The organism is Oribacterium sp. P9 (assembly GCF_046365365.1).
Classification (GTDB): Bacteria; Bacillota; Clostridia; order Lachnospirales; family Lachnospiraceae; genus Oribacterium.
Genome location: NZ_JBKEIS010000001.1, coordinates 136099 through 153582, shown reverse-complemented (window position 1 = coordinate 153582; position 17484 = coordinate 136099). Strand labels below are relative to the sequence as shown.

The window sequence follows — 17484 nt, the reverse complement described above, 5'->3', positions numbered from 1 at the left end:
GCGACCAGCCTTTTAGGGGCTGCCGCCGGAGGTTCTGTTTCTTCAGGCTTCCTCGAACGCGCAGAGGATATCGTTGTTCACCGGGGTGTAGAAGCCCTTTCGGATCTGTGTGTAATCCTTCGGATAGCGTGCCATCAGGTACATGAGCTTCGTGATCGTCGCCTCGAGGGTCATATCGTAGGCCTCGATGAGATTGAAATCCTTCTTCACCTTCTGACCGACCTGGTAGATCTCCATGTTGGAGCCCTCATTCACGACCTGCGTCGCCATCACGATGAACTTCCCCTTCGCTGCCCACTTCTCCATCTCGGCATAGAACTTGTCGAGCAGCTGGTCCGGGATACCGCCGACGCCGAAGGACTCGATGACGATGCAGTCATAATTATCGAAGAGGTACGCCAGCAGCTCCGGCCGCGAGCCCGGGATCAGCTTCATGATGCAGATCGCATCCGACACTGTCTCCTGAAACTCGACCGGCTTCCGGATCGGCTCATACGGGATATAGCGGATGATATGTCCATCCTGAATCCGCGCCAGCACCGGGAAATTCACACTGTGAAACGCGTTAAACGAGCGCGCCATCATCTTCTTCGCCCGCGTACCGGCGATGACATTGCCGTCGAACACGAGTGACACGTTCTGAGAGTAGCTGTCGCAGGCATAGACGATACTGTCCCGCAGATTATCCTTCGCGTCGGTGCCGTCGATGTTGATCGGCTTCTGAGAGCCCGTAATCACAATCGGCTTCCGCGCATTCTGAATCATATAGCTGAGCGCCGCCGAGCTGTAGGCCATGGTATCCGTGCCGTGCGTGATGACGAAGCCATCGTAGCGGTCGTAGTTTTCATTGACCGCATGCACGATCTGTCCCCAGACCTCTGGTGCCATGTTGGTCGAGTCAATGTTGCAGACCTGGAGCACATCCACGTCGCAGAAGCGCTTCACCTCCGGTACGTAGCTCAGCAGCTCCTCCGCGGTCAGCGCCGGCTTCAGGCCGTCCTCTGTCTTCACCGAGGCGATCGTGCCCCCGGTACATAAAAGCAGTATCTTCTTCACGCTCTCGGCTCCTTTCCGTCCTTAAAGAGACACATCATCTCATTCGTCAGACTGAAATCATCCGGCTGCAGGACGATCTCCTCCCGCTTAAACCAGGAGGCCAGCTTCAGCTCGCTCTGATCCATCGTGATCGTCGGATCGCCATCCACATCACAGAAAAAGCCCATCAGGATATCATCGACGATGCCCCACGGCTGTGACTTATAGTAGCGGATGTTCTTCACCTTGAGCCCCACCTCTTCCATCACCTCCCGCTGCACGGTTTCCTCGAGGGTCTCCCCGATCTCCGTAAAGCCGGCGACGAGCGCGTAGTGCGCGAAGCCGCGCGCATACTTCGTGAGGATGATCTCATCTCCGTGGGTGATGCCGACGATGACCGCCGGCACGATACGCGGATAGATGATGCGTCCGCACTCCGGGCAGCGGATCGCACGCTCGATCTTTCCGAGCTTCGTCCGGGAACCGCAGCTGCCACAGAAACGGTTCTGATGATACCAGTTGCTGAGCTGCAGTGCCGTGCTGTTGATGAACTGGCGCCACTTCGGACCGGCCAGGGACTCGCGCAGATCATGCAGGGTCGCCCGCGTATAGCCCGGAAGACTCAGCTCGACCTCTGGCAGGAGGAAGTAATCATCCTCGTCCACCGTGAACAGATAGATCAGATGACTCGTCTCGACCGGGATGTTTCCCTGCGCCTGCACCTCCTGAAAGGTCGGGAAGGTGAAGCTCGTCGTATCCAGCATACGCAGTAAGACGGCATCCCGGCGTGCACCGGCGAAGTTCAGTACGAAGCTCTCCGGCTTCGCCGTCTTCGATGGATCGTAGTGATTGATCAGCTTATGTGGGTAAATATCCTGAATCATAGGGCTCCTCCAAATATATACATAGTTATAGAGATGACGAGATACGATCGCATCCCAGTGCGCAGCAGGGCAATGCTTCTGCCGACACCCGGTGGCCTCACGCCTAGCTGTGTTCTTCTGCCGGATGCTCGATCACCGAGTGTGACAGCCACTTCCCACTCATGAAACGATACAGGAAGAAGGCACCACGTACACACCAGTCGCTCGCCATACCGATCCAGACGGCGATCGGACCCATCCCGCATACACGGATGAGATAGGTCACCATCGCGACTCTCGTGATCCACATGGACAGTGAAGATACGATCATCGTAAATCGTACATCACCTGCGGCGCGTAGTCCATAGGAAGGAAGAAAACTCGGTACCCAGATGAAGATTTTCGAGATCGTGATGAAGATGACCATATCGTAACAGATCTTCGCGGCCGCCGGCTCCATCCCGGCGAGCCACATCACCGGCTTGCAGGCGACGAAGGTGATGGCACAGGAGAAGATGATGATCCAGTTCGAGATATCCATGAGGTGGACGATGTAGTACTTCGCCTCCTCCTTCCGCCCGGCACCGAGTGTCTGCCCCACCATCGTCATGAGGCCGATGCCGACCGCGAGTCCGCCGATCCCGTTGATGTTCTCGAAGATGATGGCCATGGCCTGTGCCGCGATGGCGGTCGTGCCGAGGGTCGATACCGAGGACTGGATGGCGAGCTTACCGAACTGGAACATGCTGTTCTCGATACCGGACGGGATACCGATGGCGAGGATACGCGCGATCATATCGAAATCCGGTTGGATCCGGTAATCCCGCAGCACGATGACCTGCTTCGGCTTCCGCAGGAACACGAAGAGGATGATCGCCGCCAGGATACGGCTCAGCAGGGTCGAGAGCGCTGCACCGGCGACACCCCAGCCAAAGCCGAAGATGAAGATGGCGTTTCCGATGATGTTCATCACGTTCGAAATCACCGAAACCTTCATCGGGAAGCGGCTGTTTCCACCGGCACGGTAAAAGGCGGCACCGATCTGATAGAGCCCGAGGAACGGGAAGGAGGCTGCGGTAAAGCGGAAGTAGGTTTCCGCCGCGGACAGTACCGCCGGCTCCACGCTGCCGAACACGAGTCGGAGGATCTGCGTGTTCAGGGCCTCCGAAAAGAGCGTGATGACGATGGCGATCGACGTCATCGATAACACGACCTGGCGGGCAGCTGCATTGGCCTTCTTCGGGTCACCGCTGCCGATGTACTGCGAGCAGAGAATCGTGCCACCGGTCGCCATCGCGGAAAAAAGCTGGATGACGAGGTTGTTGATGGAATCTGTGAGGGAAACGGCCGAGATCGCTGCACTGCCGATTCGGGTGACCATCATGGAATCCGCCATACCCATGAAGCTCGCGAGCAGATTTTCGATCATCAGCGGGATCAGCAGCTTCCAGATCGCCGAACGGTCGAACATCATATGGTCCCAGTCGATCTTAGCTGCATCATAAACACGGTTTTTCAGTTTCAGTAATTTATAGTACATGGCCTGCCCCATTCCCTGTAAGCGTTTTCATAGCGTTCATTATAGCGGATTCGAACGCGCATTTCCATAGTCCGGGCAGGGATTTACAGAGCCGCGTCGAGAGCGGGGAGCGTAACCGCTTCCCCGACATCCCATGTCCCCATGACAATAGAAAACCGCCCGGCACACCACAAAAGTGCCGGGCGGTTTTTATATGCGGCAGTGTCCTGGCTGCTTATACCTGACAGCTGCCATCACGAGCGGAAACGTAGCTAGTGCTTCCACCCGCATAGCTAAAGTTTCTGTAGGTTGGAGAGAAAGGGAATCCCACTGTGAGGGGGTCACAGTGTTGATTCACTCCAATGTACAGAGCACTTAAGCGTCTCATGAGACTTCTCCTCGTATTTCTCCTCGATCTGATCGATGAGGATTTCGGCGGCCTTCTGTCCCTCCTCGTAGGCAGGTTGGACGATGGTCGTGATTCTCGGGCTGGAGAAGGAAGCCCATTCGGTATTATCGAAACCGATGATGCCGAGCTTCTGCGGAATCCGATCACGGAGCGGCTGTAATGCATCACAGACCTCCGGAAGTGCCCAGCAGTTCGGAACATACACCAGGGTTGCATCTGTATCCTTCAGATTTCTCTGCACGAAGGAGAGAATATCTGCATGGTTGATCGCGCCATCGCGGATCTCCAGACTCTGGAAGCTGAGACCGCTCTCCGTGATACAGTCGATGAAGCCGGAGGAACGCTCGATACGTGTACTCAGCTTCGACGGATCGGCACCGATCATCAGGAAGTTCCGATAACCGCGCGCGATCAGCTCCTGCATCGCCTTATGGGTCGCCGTATAGTTATCGGTCTTCACCCAGAAGGAATCATCCTCATACACCTTACTGTCGAAGTAGACGAACGGTTTCTTAAGATCCGTGATCAGCTTCGAGGTCTCATGGAAGCCCGGGGTCGGCTGGATGATGAAGCCATCCGCACCGAGGGTCAGCATACGATTCACGTAGCTGGACTCCCGCCTCGGATCATAGCCTGAATTTCCGATCAGCGTCTGGTAGCCATGCTTTCGAGCGGTATCCTCGATCCCCTTCACGATTTTATTTGAGAAGGTGTTCGTGATATCACCGATGATGACACCGATGAGGTTCGTTTTCTTCTGGTTCAGTGTACGGGCAGCAACATTCGGACGGTAGTTGGTTCGGAGGATGATCTCCTGAATCTTCATACGGGTTTCCTCAGACATCTTCTCGGTTTTCCCGTTCAGATAGAACGAAACCGTCGTCTTCGAAACCCCAGCCATCTCGGCGATGTCCTTAATGGTTATTTTTCCATCACGTCCCATCGTCTTCCCCCATTCGACATGCTGCTACAGTTAACTGGTTTAATCAACTGAATATATTTTACTAGTATTTTAACGAAAGTCAACAAAGCAATCAAGCCCTGGCCGTGCTTTTCTGTCATGTCTGTCCATCTTTCACCAGATAACGCCCCTCTGCGTTTAGAGCTTCGATACGGACATATTCACTATCGCTTATCCCGGTCGATGAACTCGAGACTGATGATACCGACCACGATGGCGACGAGGCCGATCAGCAGGATGACGCCCCAGCTCTTCAGGATGTTCTCCACGGTGCCGGCATAGAGCGGATTCTGCATCTGCTTCGCGCAGAGGATATCCATCTTCATGCGGAGATCCGAGGACTGGATGTAATCGACGATCTTCTGCACCTCCGGAATGCTCCGAAACTGATAGATCGAGGCGAAAAGCGCATGGCTCGGCAACGCGTTGTAATCGGCGATAGAGCAGATCGCGACGGTGCCCCAGTGGCTGATGGTCAGCTTCTCAACGAGCTCTGCGGCGCCTCCGTCAAACGGGAAGATGATACCGGCAAACACGAGCTGCACGATGAGCAGGAACGGCATGACGGTCATCGCTGAGGTCGTAGTGCGCACGATGCAGGACACCATCAGTGCGACGAGGTCAGCGGCATAGGTGATGATCCAGAGCGTCATCGCGAAGTCGACCAGGAAGTTTCCTGTGACAATGCTGCCGACCGGGAAGCGGATGCCGTACCAGACATAGATGCCGACGGAAATCAGAACCTGCAGGAGGCAGATCAGCGCCTGGTACAGCATGTGTGCCATGATATACGCACTGATATGGAGTCCCGCGCGGTGCTCCCGCTTGATGATCGCACGCTCCCGGCAGACGACCTGGATGGAATTGAAGAAGCCGTTCCAGATGCAGACGCAGACGAGGGCAAAGGCACCCGCCTGCAGGCGCTCCATATTGGCAAACAGGCTCTTCCCGACGACGAAAGCCACCATGAGTGAGATGATGGCCGACAGCGGGAGCAGTACCCAGTCGTGCTCATGGATGAAGAGACGGAACAGCTTCCCGAGGTAGATCTTCACCTGGGCCGGACGGCGGGTATGCGTCGGTCGATAGGTATCCGCGATGCCCTCCTGCCGTGCCGTCGTGGTCGTGCTTTTCGTCTCCTTCGCGGCTTCCGCCTCACGATAGGCCCGGAAGGCCTCGATATAGTGATCCGCGAGTCCCTCGCCGCCTTCGTTTTCCGGATTGATGGCGAGGATGATGTCCTCCATGGTGTCGCGCCCGAAGAACTGACGCGCCTCCGGAATCGTTCCATAGAAGGCGAGCTGTCCGGTATGCTGACTGTTCTTTGCGAGGACGATGACCTTATCGAAGAGATCGATGACACGGTCCGGCGTATGGGTGATCACCATGACGATCTTCTGCTGATTCGCGATCTTCCGAAGCTGCTCCATGAGATCACGTGCCATGACACCGTCGAGACCGGAATCCGGCTCGTCGAGCACGAAGAGACTTGGGTTTGAGATGAATTCAACGCAGATACTTAAGCGCTTCCGCTGCCCGCCGGAGAGTTTATCGACCAGCTCATCCTTCACCGGCGTTAGGCCGAAGAGCGCGAGAACTTCCTCAACCCGCTTTTTCCGCTCCGCCGTCGGTGTGCCCTCCGGGAGGCGCATCTGCGCTGCATTTGTCAGGGTCATGATGACGGTATCATCGCCACGCAGAAGCTCCTGCTGCGGCACCATACCGATCTCATATTTCATTCGGGAATAGTCCTCATAGACGTCGAGGTCGCCCTGCTTTATCTCCGCATGGGCCTTTTCATAGCCGGTGACGGCATTGATGAAGGTCGTCTTCCCGGAGCCGGAACCGCCGAGGATCAGCACCATGCTGCCCGGCTCGATGCTGAGCTTGATATCCTTCAGGAGCAGTCGCCGCTTCAGAAAGCTGCCGACCGAGCGATTATCGATGTGGATCTGGAGATCGTGGTTCCGGAAGGTTGTGTGGTTGTACGCGAGATAATCGCCGGCGAAATAAAAGACGGTGTCACCGATGTTGATGACGTCGTTCGGCGAGAGGACCATGACGCCATCGACACGCTTCTGGTTGACATAGACGCCACGTTCGGTCTTAACATCCTCCACCTGCCAGTGACCGTAGATGTAGCGGATCAGCGCATGGTGCTCATCCGGCTTCTCCAGGCTGTCCACTTCAGGAGATGAGAGGCCTCGCCCGACATGGCTGTAGATATGGTAAACCGACTGCTCCTTCCGGAGCGGCAGCTTCTTCCAGACGAGCTCACCGTCGAAACGGAGCAGGAACACGAGAATCAGCTGCTCGCCCGCCTTCTGGATGCGGATGATGTCGCCGTTCTGAAGCAGACGGTCCTCTCCCTTTGGCAGCGCAACACCGTTGATGCTCGTCGTGTTGGCATTCGTCAGATTCTCGTAGTGCCACTCGCCGAGATAGTGGGCGAGCTTTCCCTGCGTATGTGCGAGGAAAGGATACTCAAGCGCGATCTCGGCCTGGCTTCTGCGACCGAACAGACGTCGCCGCCCGAGGGTCAGGCCCCTTTCCACCTTAAACTGAACCGATTCGCCGCCGACGCTGATCGCGACGAGCTCTGCCGGCTCCACGAGATCCCGTAAAATATCGCTCATAGCTGCCTCCCGGACATTTCGTCCATCCCTCACTCTATTGTATTTTTATTCACGATTGCAAAATATTTCATATATAATTTTTCGCAAGCTACACTTAATCCGGTTTCGTGCAAAGGATAATAGGCTTCACCCAAAAGTTCCGGTGGGAGAATTCGAACCAGCACCGCCGATGAAAGGCGATAACGCCACTGCATATAGGTGTACACATCTGCCATCCAGTCTGACAGAATCCCATCCATATAATTATTTGTGTTTGGAGGTACCGTTTCTATATCTACCGAATGATAGAGCTGCCTGATTCCTTTATTTAACGCCGACCAGCTACCCTGATCCATCTTCAGGCGAATCGGAGACTTCTCCATGTACAGTTTCACGGCTCCATGAAAATCATGACCGGATTTTATAAATTCATGAAACAAAAAGCGTGTTAATTTCATGACACCGCTTAAGTAAAATCTGTCATAAGCATAGTTTTCTGTTTTTTGCTCAGGCTTCAGGCTTCTGTTCACCCGATATTTCATCGGTTTATTTTCGTTGAGATGATAGTACTTATATGCTTGATCATATACGTATTTATTCTTTAAAACATCCTGCACGGTCATGCCACTTGGTTGGAAGCCTTCAAGCTGAATCGCCTTTCTGCGTTTATTAAGAAAAGATTCTACTTCTCTTCTTGCCTGTGCATCATAATCCTGATACTGAATCGTCTCCACTACAGGTTCATATCCTATAAATTTTATAGACTGAAAAGCTCTTTGACTTTTTATAAAAACCTGCTCTCCCAACTCTGCTTTTCTAAAGAAACGTTCAACTTCATCTGCCGTCAGCTGATTTTTCAAAAAGGAATCGATGACTTTGATATAGCTGTCGTCTGCACGATACCCTATGATGACATCATATTCTGCGGTGTCAATTTTATACATATCAACCAGCTTTTCAGCGATATAAAATGTATCTTCATCGATCACTCCGCGATGCGCTGTCACTTCCGCAATCCATGTCAGAACGCCATAGTCATCCAGATGGAGTACATTCAGTTCCTTCATCGGAAGTTCATATGCGTTACAGTATGCATTTTCAGTTCCATTTACCACTGCCCATGCATTCGCTTTATCTTTATCTTCTGTCAAATAGAAACCTGTCCCATAATCATTATCTTCTTTGCCTGCACCAAACACAGGCTGCTCCACGATCTGATCACTGCCATGATAAACAATCATTATTTCACCTCCAATCTGCTATCGCTATTTCACGGTTTCAAGATTCATAATTATATTATAAGCCCTGGTTCAGCGAATGAACCAGGGCTTATAATATAAAAGTATTTTTGTATCTATTTCAATATGCTATTTCGCGTACTGGCTGTACAGGGCGGCATGAGCGGATACGACGTTCCATGCGCCGGAGGTTTTTCCGGTGACGCAGATGTAGTGGCGTCCGGAGGCGGCGGTAAAGTAGGAAACCGCGCAGTTGCCGGCCTTCGCGACGTAGCCGGTCTTCGCGAAGTTCACCTGCCCGCCGGTCGTCTGTGTATCGATCCGCTTCAGGAAGAGGTTCGAGAAGCTGAGACCAGTGGTTCGCTTATTGTTCGCCTGTGTCGTGTAGCTTCGTGTCGTGAGGATCGTGGCAGCGACACTGTTCTGCGCTGCAGCCCGCATGATGATGGCCATATCTTCTGCTGTCGAGTAGTGGTTATCGTTATACAGTCCGGTGCAGTTTGTGAAGTGCGTCGTGGCGGATATACCAAGCTGCTGTGCCTTCTGATTCATGAGCGCCACGAACTGCTCCTCGGAGCCGGCGATGCGGCGCACGAGGGCGAGGGCGGCATCCGCACCACTCGGGAGGATGAGGCCATAGAGGAGATCCAGCATCGTCACCTGCTCGCCCGCCTTGAAGCCACAGTTTGATGCCCCCTCCTTCTTGACATAGTCGACGATGTCCTGGGTGATCTCGAGCTTTTCACTGAGATCCGTGATGTGCTCACAGGCCACCAGCAGGGTCATGACCTTCGTCATGGACGCCGGATACATTTTCGCGTTGCCGTTCTTCTCAGCAACCACTAGGCCGGCATCTGCATCGACGAGGATCGCGAAGTTCGCGTTCACCTCCGGCTTCAGGGTCATCGCGGTCCGCAGGAAGCCCTTAGACGGCTGCTGGAAATAATTCGTCGTCTGCTGTGTTGCCGCGGCGATGGTCTGTGTGCTCTGCTGCGCGGAGGCCGCTGCCTGTGCAGTAGCTGAACTCTGCGCGGTCTGATTTGTGGCTGCCGTACTGCTCTGCTGTGCAGAAGCCGCTGCCTGGTTGGCGGCAGCCGCCAGGGCGGCACTGTCTGCGGTCGTCGACGTCGTCTGGTTCGCTGTGTCTACCGCGGTGCCTGTCGGGCCGGTGAGGCCGGTCAGAGTGCTCATGGCATCGGTGCCCTGCACGACCTGTGCGCCTGCGCTGCTGACTGACGCAGCGGTTTCCGTCGTCGTGGCGGTTTCTGCACCTCTGTTCTGAACGCCGGCAGCGGCCGACGCTGCGAGCGGCCCCTCATCTGTGATTTCCACGAAGGTACTGCTGTCGGCCAGCGCGGTGGTGGACAGACTGGTCGCACTGAGCGCGGCGATCAGGAGTCCGGCGACGATACGATTTCTATAAAAATGATGTCTCATAAAGCTCTCCCGGATAAAATGTATCCTTATCTTACCACAGGAAGCCCCGTGATTTTCTTACTAAAACTTTACAGTTTGTTACGATTCAGGCAGGGCCCCGGAGTGACTACCGTTTCCTCTCACCGCGTCGTCTATTATGACCGGAGGAGGCGGTTTTCGTGGTGGTCTTCCGTGGGCGGATGAGGCAGCTCGGGTCGAAGCCGATGAGGTCTTCACGGTGCTCCCGGAGGAGCGCTTCCTTTACGAGCTCGTAGTTCTCCGGATTCCGGTACTGGATGAGAGCACGCTGCATCGCCTTTTCATGCGGATTTCGCGGCACATAGACCTTCTCCATCGTGAGTGGGTTGAGGCCGGTGTAGTACATGGTCGTCGAAACGGTGCCAGGGGTCGGGTAGAAATCCTGCACCTGCTCCGGGATGTAGCCCATGTCGCGGATGTACTCCGCGAGCTTGATCGCATCCTTCAGTGTGGAGCCCGGGTGACTGGACATGAGGTACGGCACGATATACTGCTTGAGTCCCAGCTCGCGGTTGATTTTCTCAAATTCCTTCACGAAGCTGTTATAGACCTCGACCTTCGGCTTGCCCATCTCCTTCAGTACGCCGTCGGAGACGTGCTCCGGTGCCACACGCATCTGACCGGAGACGTGATACTGGCAGATCTCGCGGAGAAACTCCTTATTCGGGTCTGCCATGAGGTAATCAAAGCGGAAGCCGGATCGGATGAAGACCTTCTTCACCCCCGGCAACGAACGCACTTCGCGGAGCAGCTTCACATAGTCGCTGTGATCGACCTTCAGGTTCTTACACGGCTCTGGCCAGAGACATTTGCGACCGACACAGGTGCCCTTCGTGAGCTGCTTCTCGCAGGATGGTCCACGGAACTCGGCGGTCGGACCACCGACGTCAAAGATGTAGCCCTTGAATTCCTTATCCTGCGTGATCTCCTTCGCCTCCGCGAGGACGCTTTCGTGGGAGCGGCACTGCACGATACGCCCCTGATGCATGGTGAGGGCACAGAAATTACACTCGCCGAAGCAACCGCGGGCCTGGGTGATGCTTTCCTTGATCTCACCGAAGGCCGGGATGCCGCCTGCCGCATCGTACATCGGATGCCATGCACGCATGAACGGAAGCGAGTAGACATCATCCATCTCCATCTGTGAAAGCGGTGCTGCCGGCGGGTTCTGAACGACAAACATCGCGCCGTCATAGCACTCGTAGATACGCTTCGCGATGATCGGATCCGTGTTCCGGTACTGGATGGCAAAGCTCTCCGCGTACTTCCGCTTATCGGCGGTGATCTCCTCATAGTCCGGGAGGCGGATGGCATCGTAGATTTCATCCTCGTAGCGCGTCTTATAGACCGTACCGGAGATCCAGGTGATGTCCTTCACCTCGAGGCCGGAATTCAGGGCATCTGCGATCTCGACGATACTGTGCTCGCCCATGCCGTAGGACAGAAGGTCGGCACCACTGTCGAGGAGCACGGAACGGCGTACGCGGTCGGACCAGTAGTCATAGTGTGCGAGCCGACGCAGACTCGCCTCGATACCGCCGATGATGATCGGAGTATGCTTATAGCTTTTCCGTATCAGGTTACAGTAAACCGTCACCGCGCGGTCTGGACGCTTGCCCATGACACCGCCCGGTGTGTAGGAGTCGGTCTTCCGATGATGCTTCGCGACGGTGTAGTGATTCACCATGGAATCCATGTTGCCGCCAGACACGAGGAAGCCGAGCCTCGGCTCCCCGAACTCCATGACGGACGAAGGATCGTTCCAGTCCGGCTGCGGCAGCATCGCGACCTTATAACCGTGTGCCTCGAGCACACGGGAGATGATGGCGGGCCCGAAACTGGAGTGGTCCACATAGGCGTCACCCATCACATAGACGAAATCCGGCTGTGTCCAGCCACGCTCCAGCATATCCTCCCGGTTGACCGGTAAAAATCCTTCGTACATAGAAATCTCCGTTAAATCAAATGGTAATCGGCTTTGCGCCCTCTTCGATCGGGCATACGTAGCCGCTCTCGGTGCGCTTCTCAAACTCTGCTCTCGCTTCCTTCAGCAGCTCCGGCTTCTCATAGAGGTCGATAGCGCTGAGCGCGAGGACCTTACCGGCGAGAAGCAGGGCCTTGTGGCCGATGCTCGAACCGCCGCAGGAAACATTCTGCCAGCTGTGGCCTGGTGCGCCGCTGACGAAGCCTGCGCATTGGATCTGAGCCGTCGGTGTCTGCCAGGAAACATCCCCGACATCCGTGGAGCCGGCGCAGAACGCCGTGCTGTGGTAGAGCGGCATGAGGTAGTTGTTGATCGGTATCGTACCGTGCTGTGACTTCTCCTCACTGTATGCCCGAATCTCCTCGTCGAGGGTCGGTGCGAAGCCCGGTGCAGTATTGACCGGACAGGTCGCATGCACCTTTCCGGCAAATGCGAGCTCCTCCTCGGTATAGGTCGGAAGCTCTACCTGCGCGAAATTATCGTAGAGTACCTTCTCCAGTGCGAAGTTCGGCACCAGATCCGCCGTACCATCGATGAAGGTACGCTCGAAGGTTGTCTCGGTCATCAGGGCTGCGCCCTCCGCGATCTTATCCACACGCTTCTGAAGCTCCACACAATTCCGTACCTTACCGGCACGCACCATATAGAGCACCGTCGCATGATCCTGCACGACATTCGGTGAGATTCCCCCGGCATCCGTGATGGCATAGTGCACGCGGCACTCGGACTTCATGTGCTCACGCAGGTACTGCACGCCCGTGTTCATGAGCTCCACCGCATCCAGTGCCGAGCGGCCATTCTCCGGATCGCCGGCCGCATGCGCGGAGCGTCCGTGGAAGGTATACATAACCTGAATCGTCGAGTTGTTCGTACCGGTCTTCACCTCATTGACATCCTCCGGATGCCAGCAGAACGCCGCATCGAGGGCGCGCCACATGTTGTCACGCGCCATGAAGGCCTTCGCCGCACCGCCCTCTTCACCCGGGCAGCCATAGAAGATTACTGTGCCCTCGTGACCACTCGTCTCGAGGTAGTTCTTCACCGCAAACGCCGCGGCCAATGCACCTGCACCTAACATATTGTGGCCACAGCCGTGCCCAGCGCCACCCTCTACGAGCGGCTGATGCTCCGTCGCACCACACGCCTGACTGAGACCGGACAGTGCATCGAACTCACCGAGGATACCGATGACCGGATGACCCGAACCATAGCTTCCCGTGAATGCCGTCTCGATCCCATCGACACCCTTCTCCACCGTGAAGCCACCCTCCTCGAGCACCTTCTCATAGTACGCCGCACACTGGAACTCCTTCAGACTGAGCTCCGGATGCGCCCAGACGTAATCCGCCACACCAGTAAATATATCCTTATGCTGCTCGATAAACGAAAGAGCAGCCCTCTTCTGATCCTCCATGATGAAACCCTCCTTATAAATTTTCATATAGTAGTATATACAAAAGCGACGCCTGCGAAAACAATGCAAACGCCGCTTTGTTATAAAATCAAACCTCGAGGACCTTCCCGAGGAAGTCCTTCAGACGCGGGCTCTCCGGATGCTCGAAAATCTGCTCCGGTGTCCCCTGCTCGACGAGCTTACCATCTGCCATAAAGACCACGCGGTTGCCCACCTCACGGGCGAAGCCCATCTCATGGGTGACGCAGACCATCGTCATGCCTTCGTGTGCAAGTTCCTTCATAACCTCGAGCACCTCGCCGACCATCTCCGGGTCGAGCGCACTCGTCGGCTCATCGAAGAGCATCACCTCCGGGTTCATGCAGAGTGCACGCACGATCGCGACACGCTGCTTCTGACCACCGGATAACTGCACCGGGTAGGCCGCCGCACGATCGCGGAGACCAACACGCTCCAGGAGCTCCAGGGCCTTCTTCTCGGCCGCCTCCTTCGACTCGTGCTTCACGATCATCGGTGCGAGGGTCAGATTCTCGAGGATCGTCTTGTGTGGAAAGAGATTGAAGTGCTGGAACACCATCCCCATCTTCTGACGGTATTGATCAAGATTGATCTTCTCGTTCACGATGTCCTTATCTTCGAAGATGATACTTCCATCGGTCGGCGACTCGAGGAGGTTCAGGCTCCGGAGGAAGGTGGACTTACCGGAACCGGACGGTCCGATCACGACCATGACGTCGCCCCGGTTGATATCGATGTCCAAGCCATCAAGGGCCTTGATCTTTCCGTAGTTATAGTACATTTTCAGGCCACGGACCTGAATCATTGGCTTATCGGTTGTCACTTTGACGCATCCTCCTCTCGATGTACTCGATGATCTTACTGGTCGGGAAGCACAGGCAGAAGTACAGTAAGGTCGCCATAATGAGCGGCTCTGCGATGATGAAGGTCGCGGACTGTACACTCTTTACGTTAAACATGATGTCCTGTACACCGATGGTGTAGCAGACAGACGACTCCTTGATGATCGTCACGAATTCGTTCGCAACGGCCGGCAGGATGTTCTTCACCGCCTGTGGCAGGATGATATGGAACATAGTCTGGGACTTCGTCATGCCGAGGGAACGAGCCGCCTCGGTCTGTCCAGCATCGACGCCCTCGATACCACCACGGATGACCGCACTCATATATCCACCGGAGTTGAGTGCCATCGCGACGGCTGCCGGGAAGAAACGCTCGAACTGGATGAAGCCGAAGAATGTGAATTTCGGCAGGGTGACGAATCCGAAGATGATGTAGTACACGAGGAAGATCTGAACCAGCATCGGGGTGCAACGTACGAATTGGACGTAAGCATTAGCCAGCAGATGTACCGGATTGAACGCGGCGATGCGGTCATAGCGCTTTTTCTTCTGAATATCCTCCGTCTTGATCTTCTCGAGATGACGGAACGGACGTACATCCGACAGCAGCATCAATGCAAGTAAAAATGCAAGGATGAAGCCGAAGAATACGGTACAGGCTGCCAGAAGGATGGTGACGATCATTCCCTGCTGGAACATGGTGCCGTATTGAAATAACTTCTCAAAATTGGCCCAGCTAATGGTCATAGGTAAATCCTGCCTTTCATAAGTAGTGATATGTATACTCTACATCGCGATGCGCTTTGAGTATATACGTAGGACGCTGAATGTGCATTTATCATAAGAAACATGGCGCATACGGATCATCGCGAAACGCATGTGTATTTTCCGCTGTCGTACACCTCAGCATGCTGAGTATAGACTCAAAAATCTCCCCGGGGAAGCCCCCCGGAGAGAAAAGAATCAGTTTTTGTGTCGCAGTCCGCGTTTAGTTGGAAGCAACCTTGCCATCTGCGTCGAGCTGACCCTCATAGACATTGCCCTCATCCGATGCAAGCTCCTGAGCGTCGGCTACGTACTGGTCCATGGAACCGTCGGACAGTGCGTTGTTGATGACGGCATTGACAGCCGGAAGGAGATCGCTCCCCTTCTTGAGAGCGATGGCAGAACCCTCCGTATCATACGGAACATCCCATGCGATTTCAAGCTCCGGATAGTTCTTGATGTACTGCTCTGCGACGGCAGTCTCGATGAAGCCACCTTCGAGCTTACCGGAAACGAGCTCAGAAACGATATCGGTTACCTTTGCGAGACCGATGATGTTTGCGTTCGGCGTGTTCTCCTTTGCGAGATCCATCTGGATGGAACCGTTCTGTGCACCTACCGGAAGCTTATCAAATGCAGCATAGTCCTTATACTTATCATGATCTGCCTTGCGGATGACGAAGGACTGACCACCCTTGTAGTAAAGGTCGGAGAAGTCGAAGGTATCTGCACGCTCCGGGCTCGGGGAGAAACCAGCCATGCCGAGGTCGACGTTTCCGCTCTGAAGCTCCATGAGGATGCCATCGAAATCCATCGGTACGAACTGAACCTCGAGGCCGAGATCCTCAGCGATTCTCTTTGCGAGTGCGACATCGAAGCCGGAAAGCTCTGGTGTGCCATCGGCATTGATGTGGTAGAACTCATATGGTGCGAAGTCCGGAGAGGTCGCAACGGTCAGCTTGCCAGCGTTTACGGTCGTGAAATCCTTCGGAACTTCGACGATCTCTCCGTTTCCCTCTGCAGCGCCCTCGGACGCTGCCTCCGTAGCGGCAGCAGTGGTGTCCTCTGCTGCGGCGGTCGTCTCTGCAGCGGCAGCGGTGGTGGCAGCCTCGGTCGCAGCGGCGGTTGTCGTCGCCGGTGTGCTGGATGATCCGCAGGCTGCCAGAGAAGCAGCTGCGAGAACAGTGGTCATCAGAATAGCTAAGTTCTTCTTCATAATAATCCTCCTCAAACCGAATCATATATTACGGTTATAAATCAAAAGCGTTTTCATAACCTCTCGCTTTTTGACTATGAGGAGATTATAATCCATTTTTCAGAGAATGCAAGTATTTTTATGCATCAAATTGTATTTAATCGCATTCTTATGCATGCTACTCATGAATAAATGCATTTATACATGCATATTATGCAATCTATACAAGTCCTTTCACTCGCGACGGTCTTCTGCCGCACATCAGCTAAGAGTTACATTGGTTCAGACGTGGCTCGGCGGACAGCCGTCGGAAGCACAGTACTACGTTTGAACAATACAGCTAAGGAATATCATCCGGATGCAGGTCTTCCTGCTCCGGTGAGTCTGCGCCGTTTTTATTGAGGCGCATCACTTCGGAAGCTTCAGATCCTCGAGGTACACGTGCCGGCCATCTTCCACACGGAACACGCGGATCTCGCAGTTCCGCGGCTTCGGTCGCCAGTAGATCCCGTTCCTTCGATCCATGAGGTATCCGCTGAGGGCCCGCATGATACCGCCGTGACAGGCGATCAGCACATGCTCATAGTCCTTCTGCTCCAGCTCCTCGAGAAACGAGCGGCTCCGTGCGACAAGCGATGCGATGCTCTCCACCCCGTCCTTCTCCGGGCACGGAAAAAGCTCCGGCAGCGCCCAGTACAGCGACATCGGCAGACTCATCTTCGTGTACCCCTTCTTCTCGAAGCGCCCGAAGTCCGCCTCGATCAGCCGCTCATCGATGATGACCTCATCCATCGGTATGTCGCCCATGATAGCGCCCGTTTCGATCGCACGCTGCAGAGGACTCGCATAGACCGCATCGAAGTGCATATCCCCGAGTTGCGCCCGCGCTGCCCGTGCCTGGGCACGGCCCGTCTCGTTCAGCGGCTCATCCGTCCGCCCCTGCATAAGATGCTGCTTATTCAGATTTGTCTGCCCATGACGCGTTAACCAGATGGTCATAGAGAACCTCGCTTTCGTTTTCTTCATTATAATATTTCTATACTATAGCGTAGCTTGCGTGGTTAATACAGTTATATTTATCTCTGATTATTCAGGTAACAGGTTACTGTTCATTCGCAGCTCGGCGGACGGCAGCCGAAGGTTCAAAAACTTATATGAATCCAGTCGTCTT

13 protein-coding genes are annotated in these 17484 nt (G+C 54.8%); all 13 read right to left on the bottom strand.

The features are described 5' to 3' along the window. Positions 1 to 42: 42 nt before the first annotated feature. Complete coding sequence (locus ACK8P7_RS00650; RefSeq protein WP_410042293.1) at positions 43 to 1056, bottom strand: asparaginase; 1014 nt, start codon at positions 1054 to 1056, stop codon at positions 43 to 45. Continuing rightward, positions 1053 to 1919: an NAD(+) diphosphatase gene (gene nudC, locus ACK8P7_RS00645; RefSeq protein WP_410042292.1), complete on the bottom strand. Its 867-nt coding sequence runs from the start codon at positions 1917 to 1919 to the stop codon at positions 1053 to 1055. Before nudC ends, ACK8P7_RS00650 begins: the two co-directional genes overlap by 4 nt. 103 nt (positions 1920 to 2022) lie before the next feature. Beyond that, positions 2023 to 3438: an MATE family efflux transporter gene (locus ACK8P7_RS00640; protein WP_410042291.1), complete on the bottom strand. Its 1416-nt coding sequence runs from the start codon at positions 3436 to 3438 to the stop codon at positions 2023 to 2025. A gap of 320 nt (positions 3439 to 3758) precedes the next feature. Then, entirely contained in the window at positions 3759 to 4769 is a 1011-nt protein-coding gene (locus ACK8P7_RS00635) for a LacI family DNA-binding transcriptional regulator (protein ID WP_410042290.1), read from the bottom strand. A 182-nt stretch (positions 4770 to 4951) separates the two neighbouring features. Next, positions 4952 to 7423: an ATP-binding cassette domain-containing protein gene (locus tag ACK8P7_RS00630; RefSeq protein ID WP_410042289.1), complete on the bottom strand. Its 2472-nt coding sequence runs from the start codon at positions 7421 to 7423 to the stop codon at positions 4952 to 4954. Between the two features lie 29 nt (positions 7424 to 7452). Then, entirely contained in the window at positions 7453 to 8643 is a 1191-nt protein-coding gene (locus tag ACK8P7_RS00625) for a DUF3990 domain-containing protein (RefSeq protein WP_410042288.1), read from the bottom strand. Positions 8644 to 8769: 126 nt separating this feature from the next. Continuing rightward, positions 8770 to 10077 carry a D-alanyl-D-alanine carboxypeptidase family protein gene (locus ACK8P7_RS00620; protein WP_410042287.1) on the bottom strand — a complete coding sequence of 436 codons (1308 nt, stop codon included), beginning with the start codon at positions 10075 to 10077 and terminating at the stop codon, positions 8770 to 8772. A gap of 106 nt (positions 10078 to 10183) precedes the next feature. Further along, positions 10184 to 12040 (bottom strand): YgiQ family radical SAM protein, encoded by a 1857-nt coding sequence (locus ACK8P7_RS00615; RefSeq protein WP_410042286.1) that lies wholly within the window; start codon positions 12038 to 12040, stop codon positions 10184 to 10186. 16 nt (positions 12041 to 12056) lie between these two features. Beyond that, a complete protein-coding gene (locus tag ACK8P7_RS00610; protein ID WP_410042285.1) occupies positions 12057 to 13493 on the bottom strand; it encodes a M20 family metallopeptidase in 1437 nt (478 codons plus the stop codon). An 88-nt stretch (positions 13494 to 13581) separates the two neighbouring features. After that, complete coding sequence (locus tag ACK8P7_RS00605; protein ID WP_410042595.1) at positions 13582 to 14316, bottom strand: amino acid ABC transporter ATP-binding protein; 735 nt, start codon at positions 14314 to 14316, stop codon at positions 13582 to 13584. Positions 14317 to 14320: 4 nt separating this feature from the next. Next, positions 14321 to 15100 (bottom strand): amino acid ABC transporter permease, encoded by a 780-nt coding sequence (locus ACK8P7_RS00600; RefSeq protein WP_410042284.1) that lies wholly within the window; start codon positions 15098 to 15100, stop codon positions 14321 to 14323. Between the two features lie 241 nt (positions 15101 to 15341). Beyond that, complete coding sequence (locus ACK8P7_RS00595; RefSeq protein ID WP_410042283.1) at positions 15342 to 16334, bottom strand: transporter substrate-binding domain-containing protein; 993 nt, start codon at positions 16332 to 16334, stop codon at positions 15342 to 15344. A gap of 387 nt (positions 16335 to 16721) precedes the next feature. After that, positions 16722 to 17312, bottom strand: a complete 591-nt coding sequence (locus ACK8P7_RS00590) for a histidine phosphatase family protein (RefSeq protein WP_410042282.1) — start codon at positions 17310 to 17312, stop codon at positions 16722 to 16724. Between the last annotated feature and the right edge of the window lie 172 nt (positions 17313 to 17484).

Excerpts from the sequence above, each read along its gene's own strand:
- ACK8P7_RS00640 (WP_410042291.1), bottom strand. The coding sequence starts at position 3,438 with ATGTACTATAAATTACTGAAACTGAAAAACCGTGTTTATGATGCAGCT.
- ACK8P7_RS00615 (WP_410042286.1), bottom strand. The coding sequence starts at position 12,040 with ATGTACGAAGGATTTTTACCGGTCAACCGGGAGGATATGCTGGAGCGT.
- ACK8P7_RS00595 (WP_410042283.1), bottom strand. The coding sequence starts at position 16,334 with ATGAAGAAGAACTTAGCTATTCTGATGACCACTGTTCTCGCAGCTGCT.
- ACK8P7_RS00635 (WP_410042290.1), bottom strand. The coding sequence starts at position 4,769 with ATGGGACGTGATGGAAAAATAACCATTAAGGACATCGCCGAGATGGCT.
- ACK8P7_RS00590 (WP_410042282.1), bottom strand. The coding sequence starts at position 17,312 with ATGACCATCTGGTTAACGCGTCATGGGCAGACAAATCTGAATAAGCAG.
- ACK8P7_RS00625 (WP_410042288.1), bottom strand. The coding sequence starts at position 8,643 with ATGATTGTTTATCATGGCAGTGATCAGATCGTGGAGCAGCCTGTGTTT.
- ACK8P7_RS00600 (WP_410042284.1), bottom strand. The coding sequence starts at position 15,100 with ATGACCATTAGCTGGGCCAATTTTGAGAAGTTATTTCAATACGGCACC.
- ACK8P7_RS00605 (WP_410042595.1), bottom strand. The coding sequence starts at position 14,316 with ATGATTCAGGTCCGTGGCCTGAAAATGTACTATAACTACGGAAAGATC.
- ACK8P7_RS00620 (WP_410042287.1), bottom strand. The coding sequence starts at position 10,077 with ATGAGACATCATTTTTATAGAAATCGTATCGTCGCCGGACTCCTGATC.
- nudC (WP_410042292.1), bottom strand. The coding sequence starts at position 1,919 with ATGATTCAGGATATTTACCCACATAAGCTGATCAATCACTACGATCCA.
- ACK8P7_RS00610 (WP_410042285.1), bottom strand. The coding sequence starts at position 13,493 with ATGGAGGATCAGAAGAGGGCTGCTCTTTCGTTTATCGAGCAGCATAAG.
- ACK8P7_RS00630 (WP_410042289.1), bottom strand. The coding sequence starts at position 7,423 with ATGAGCGATATTTTACGGGATCTCGTGGAGCCGGCAGAGCTCGTCGCG.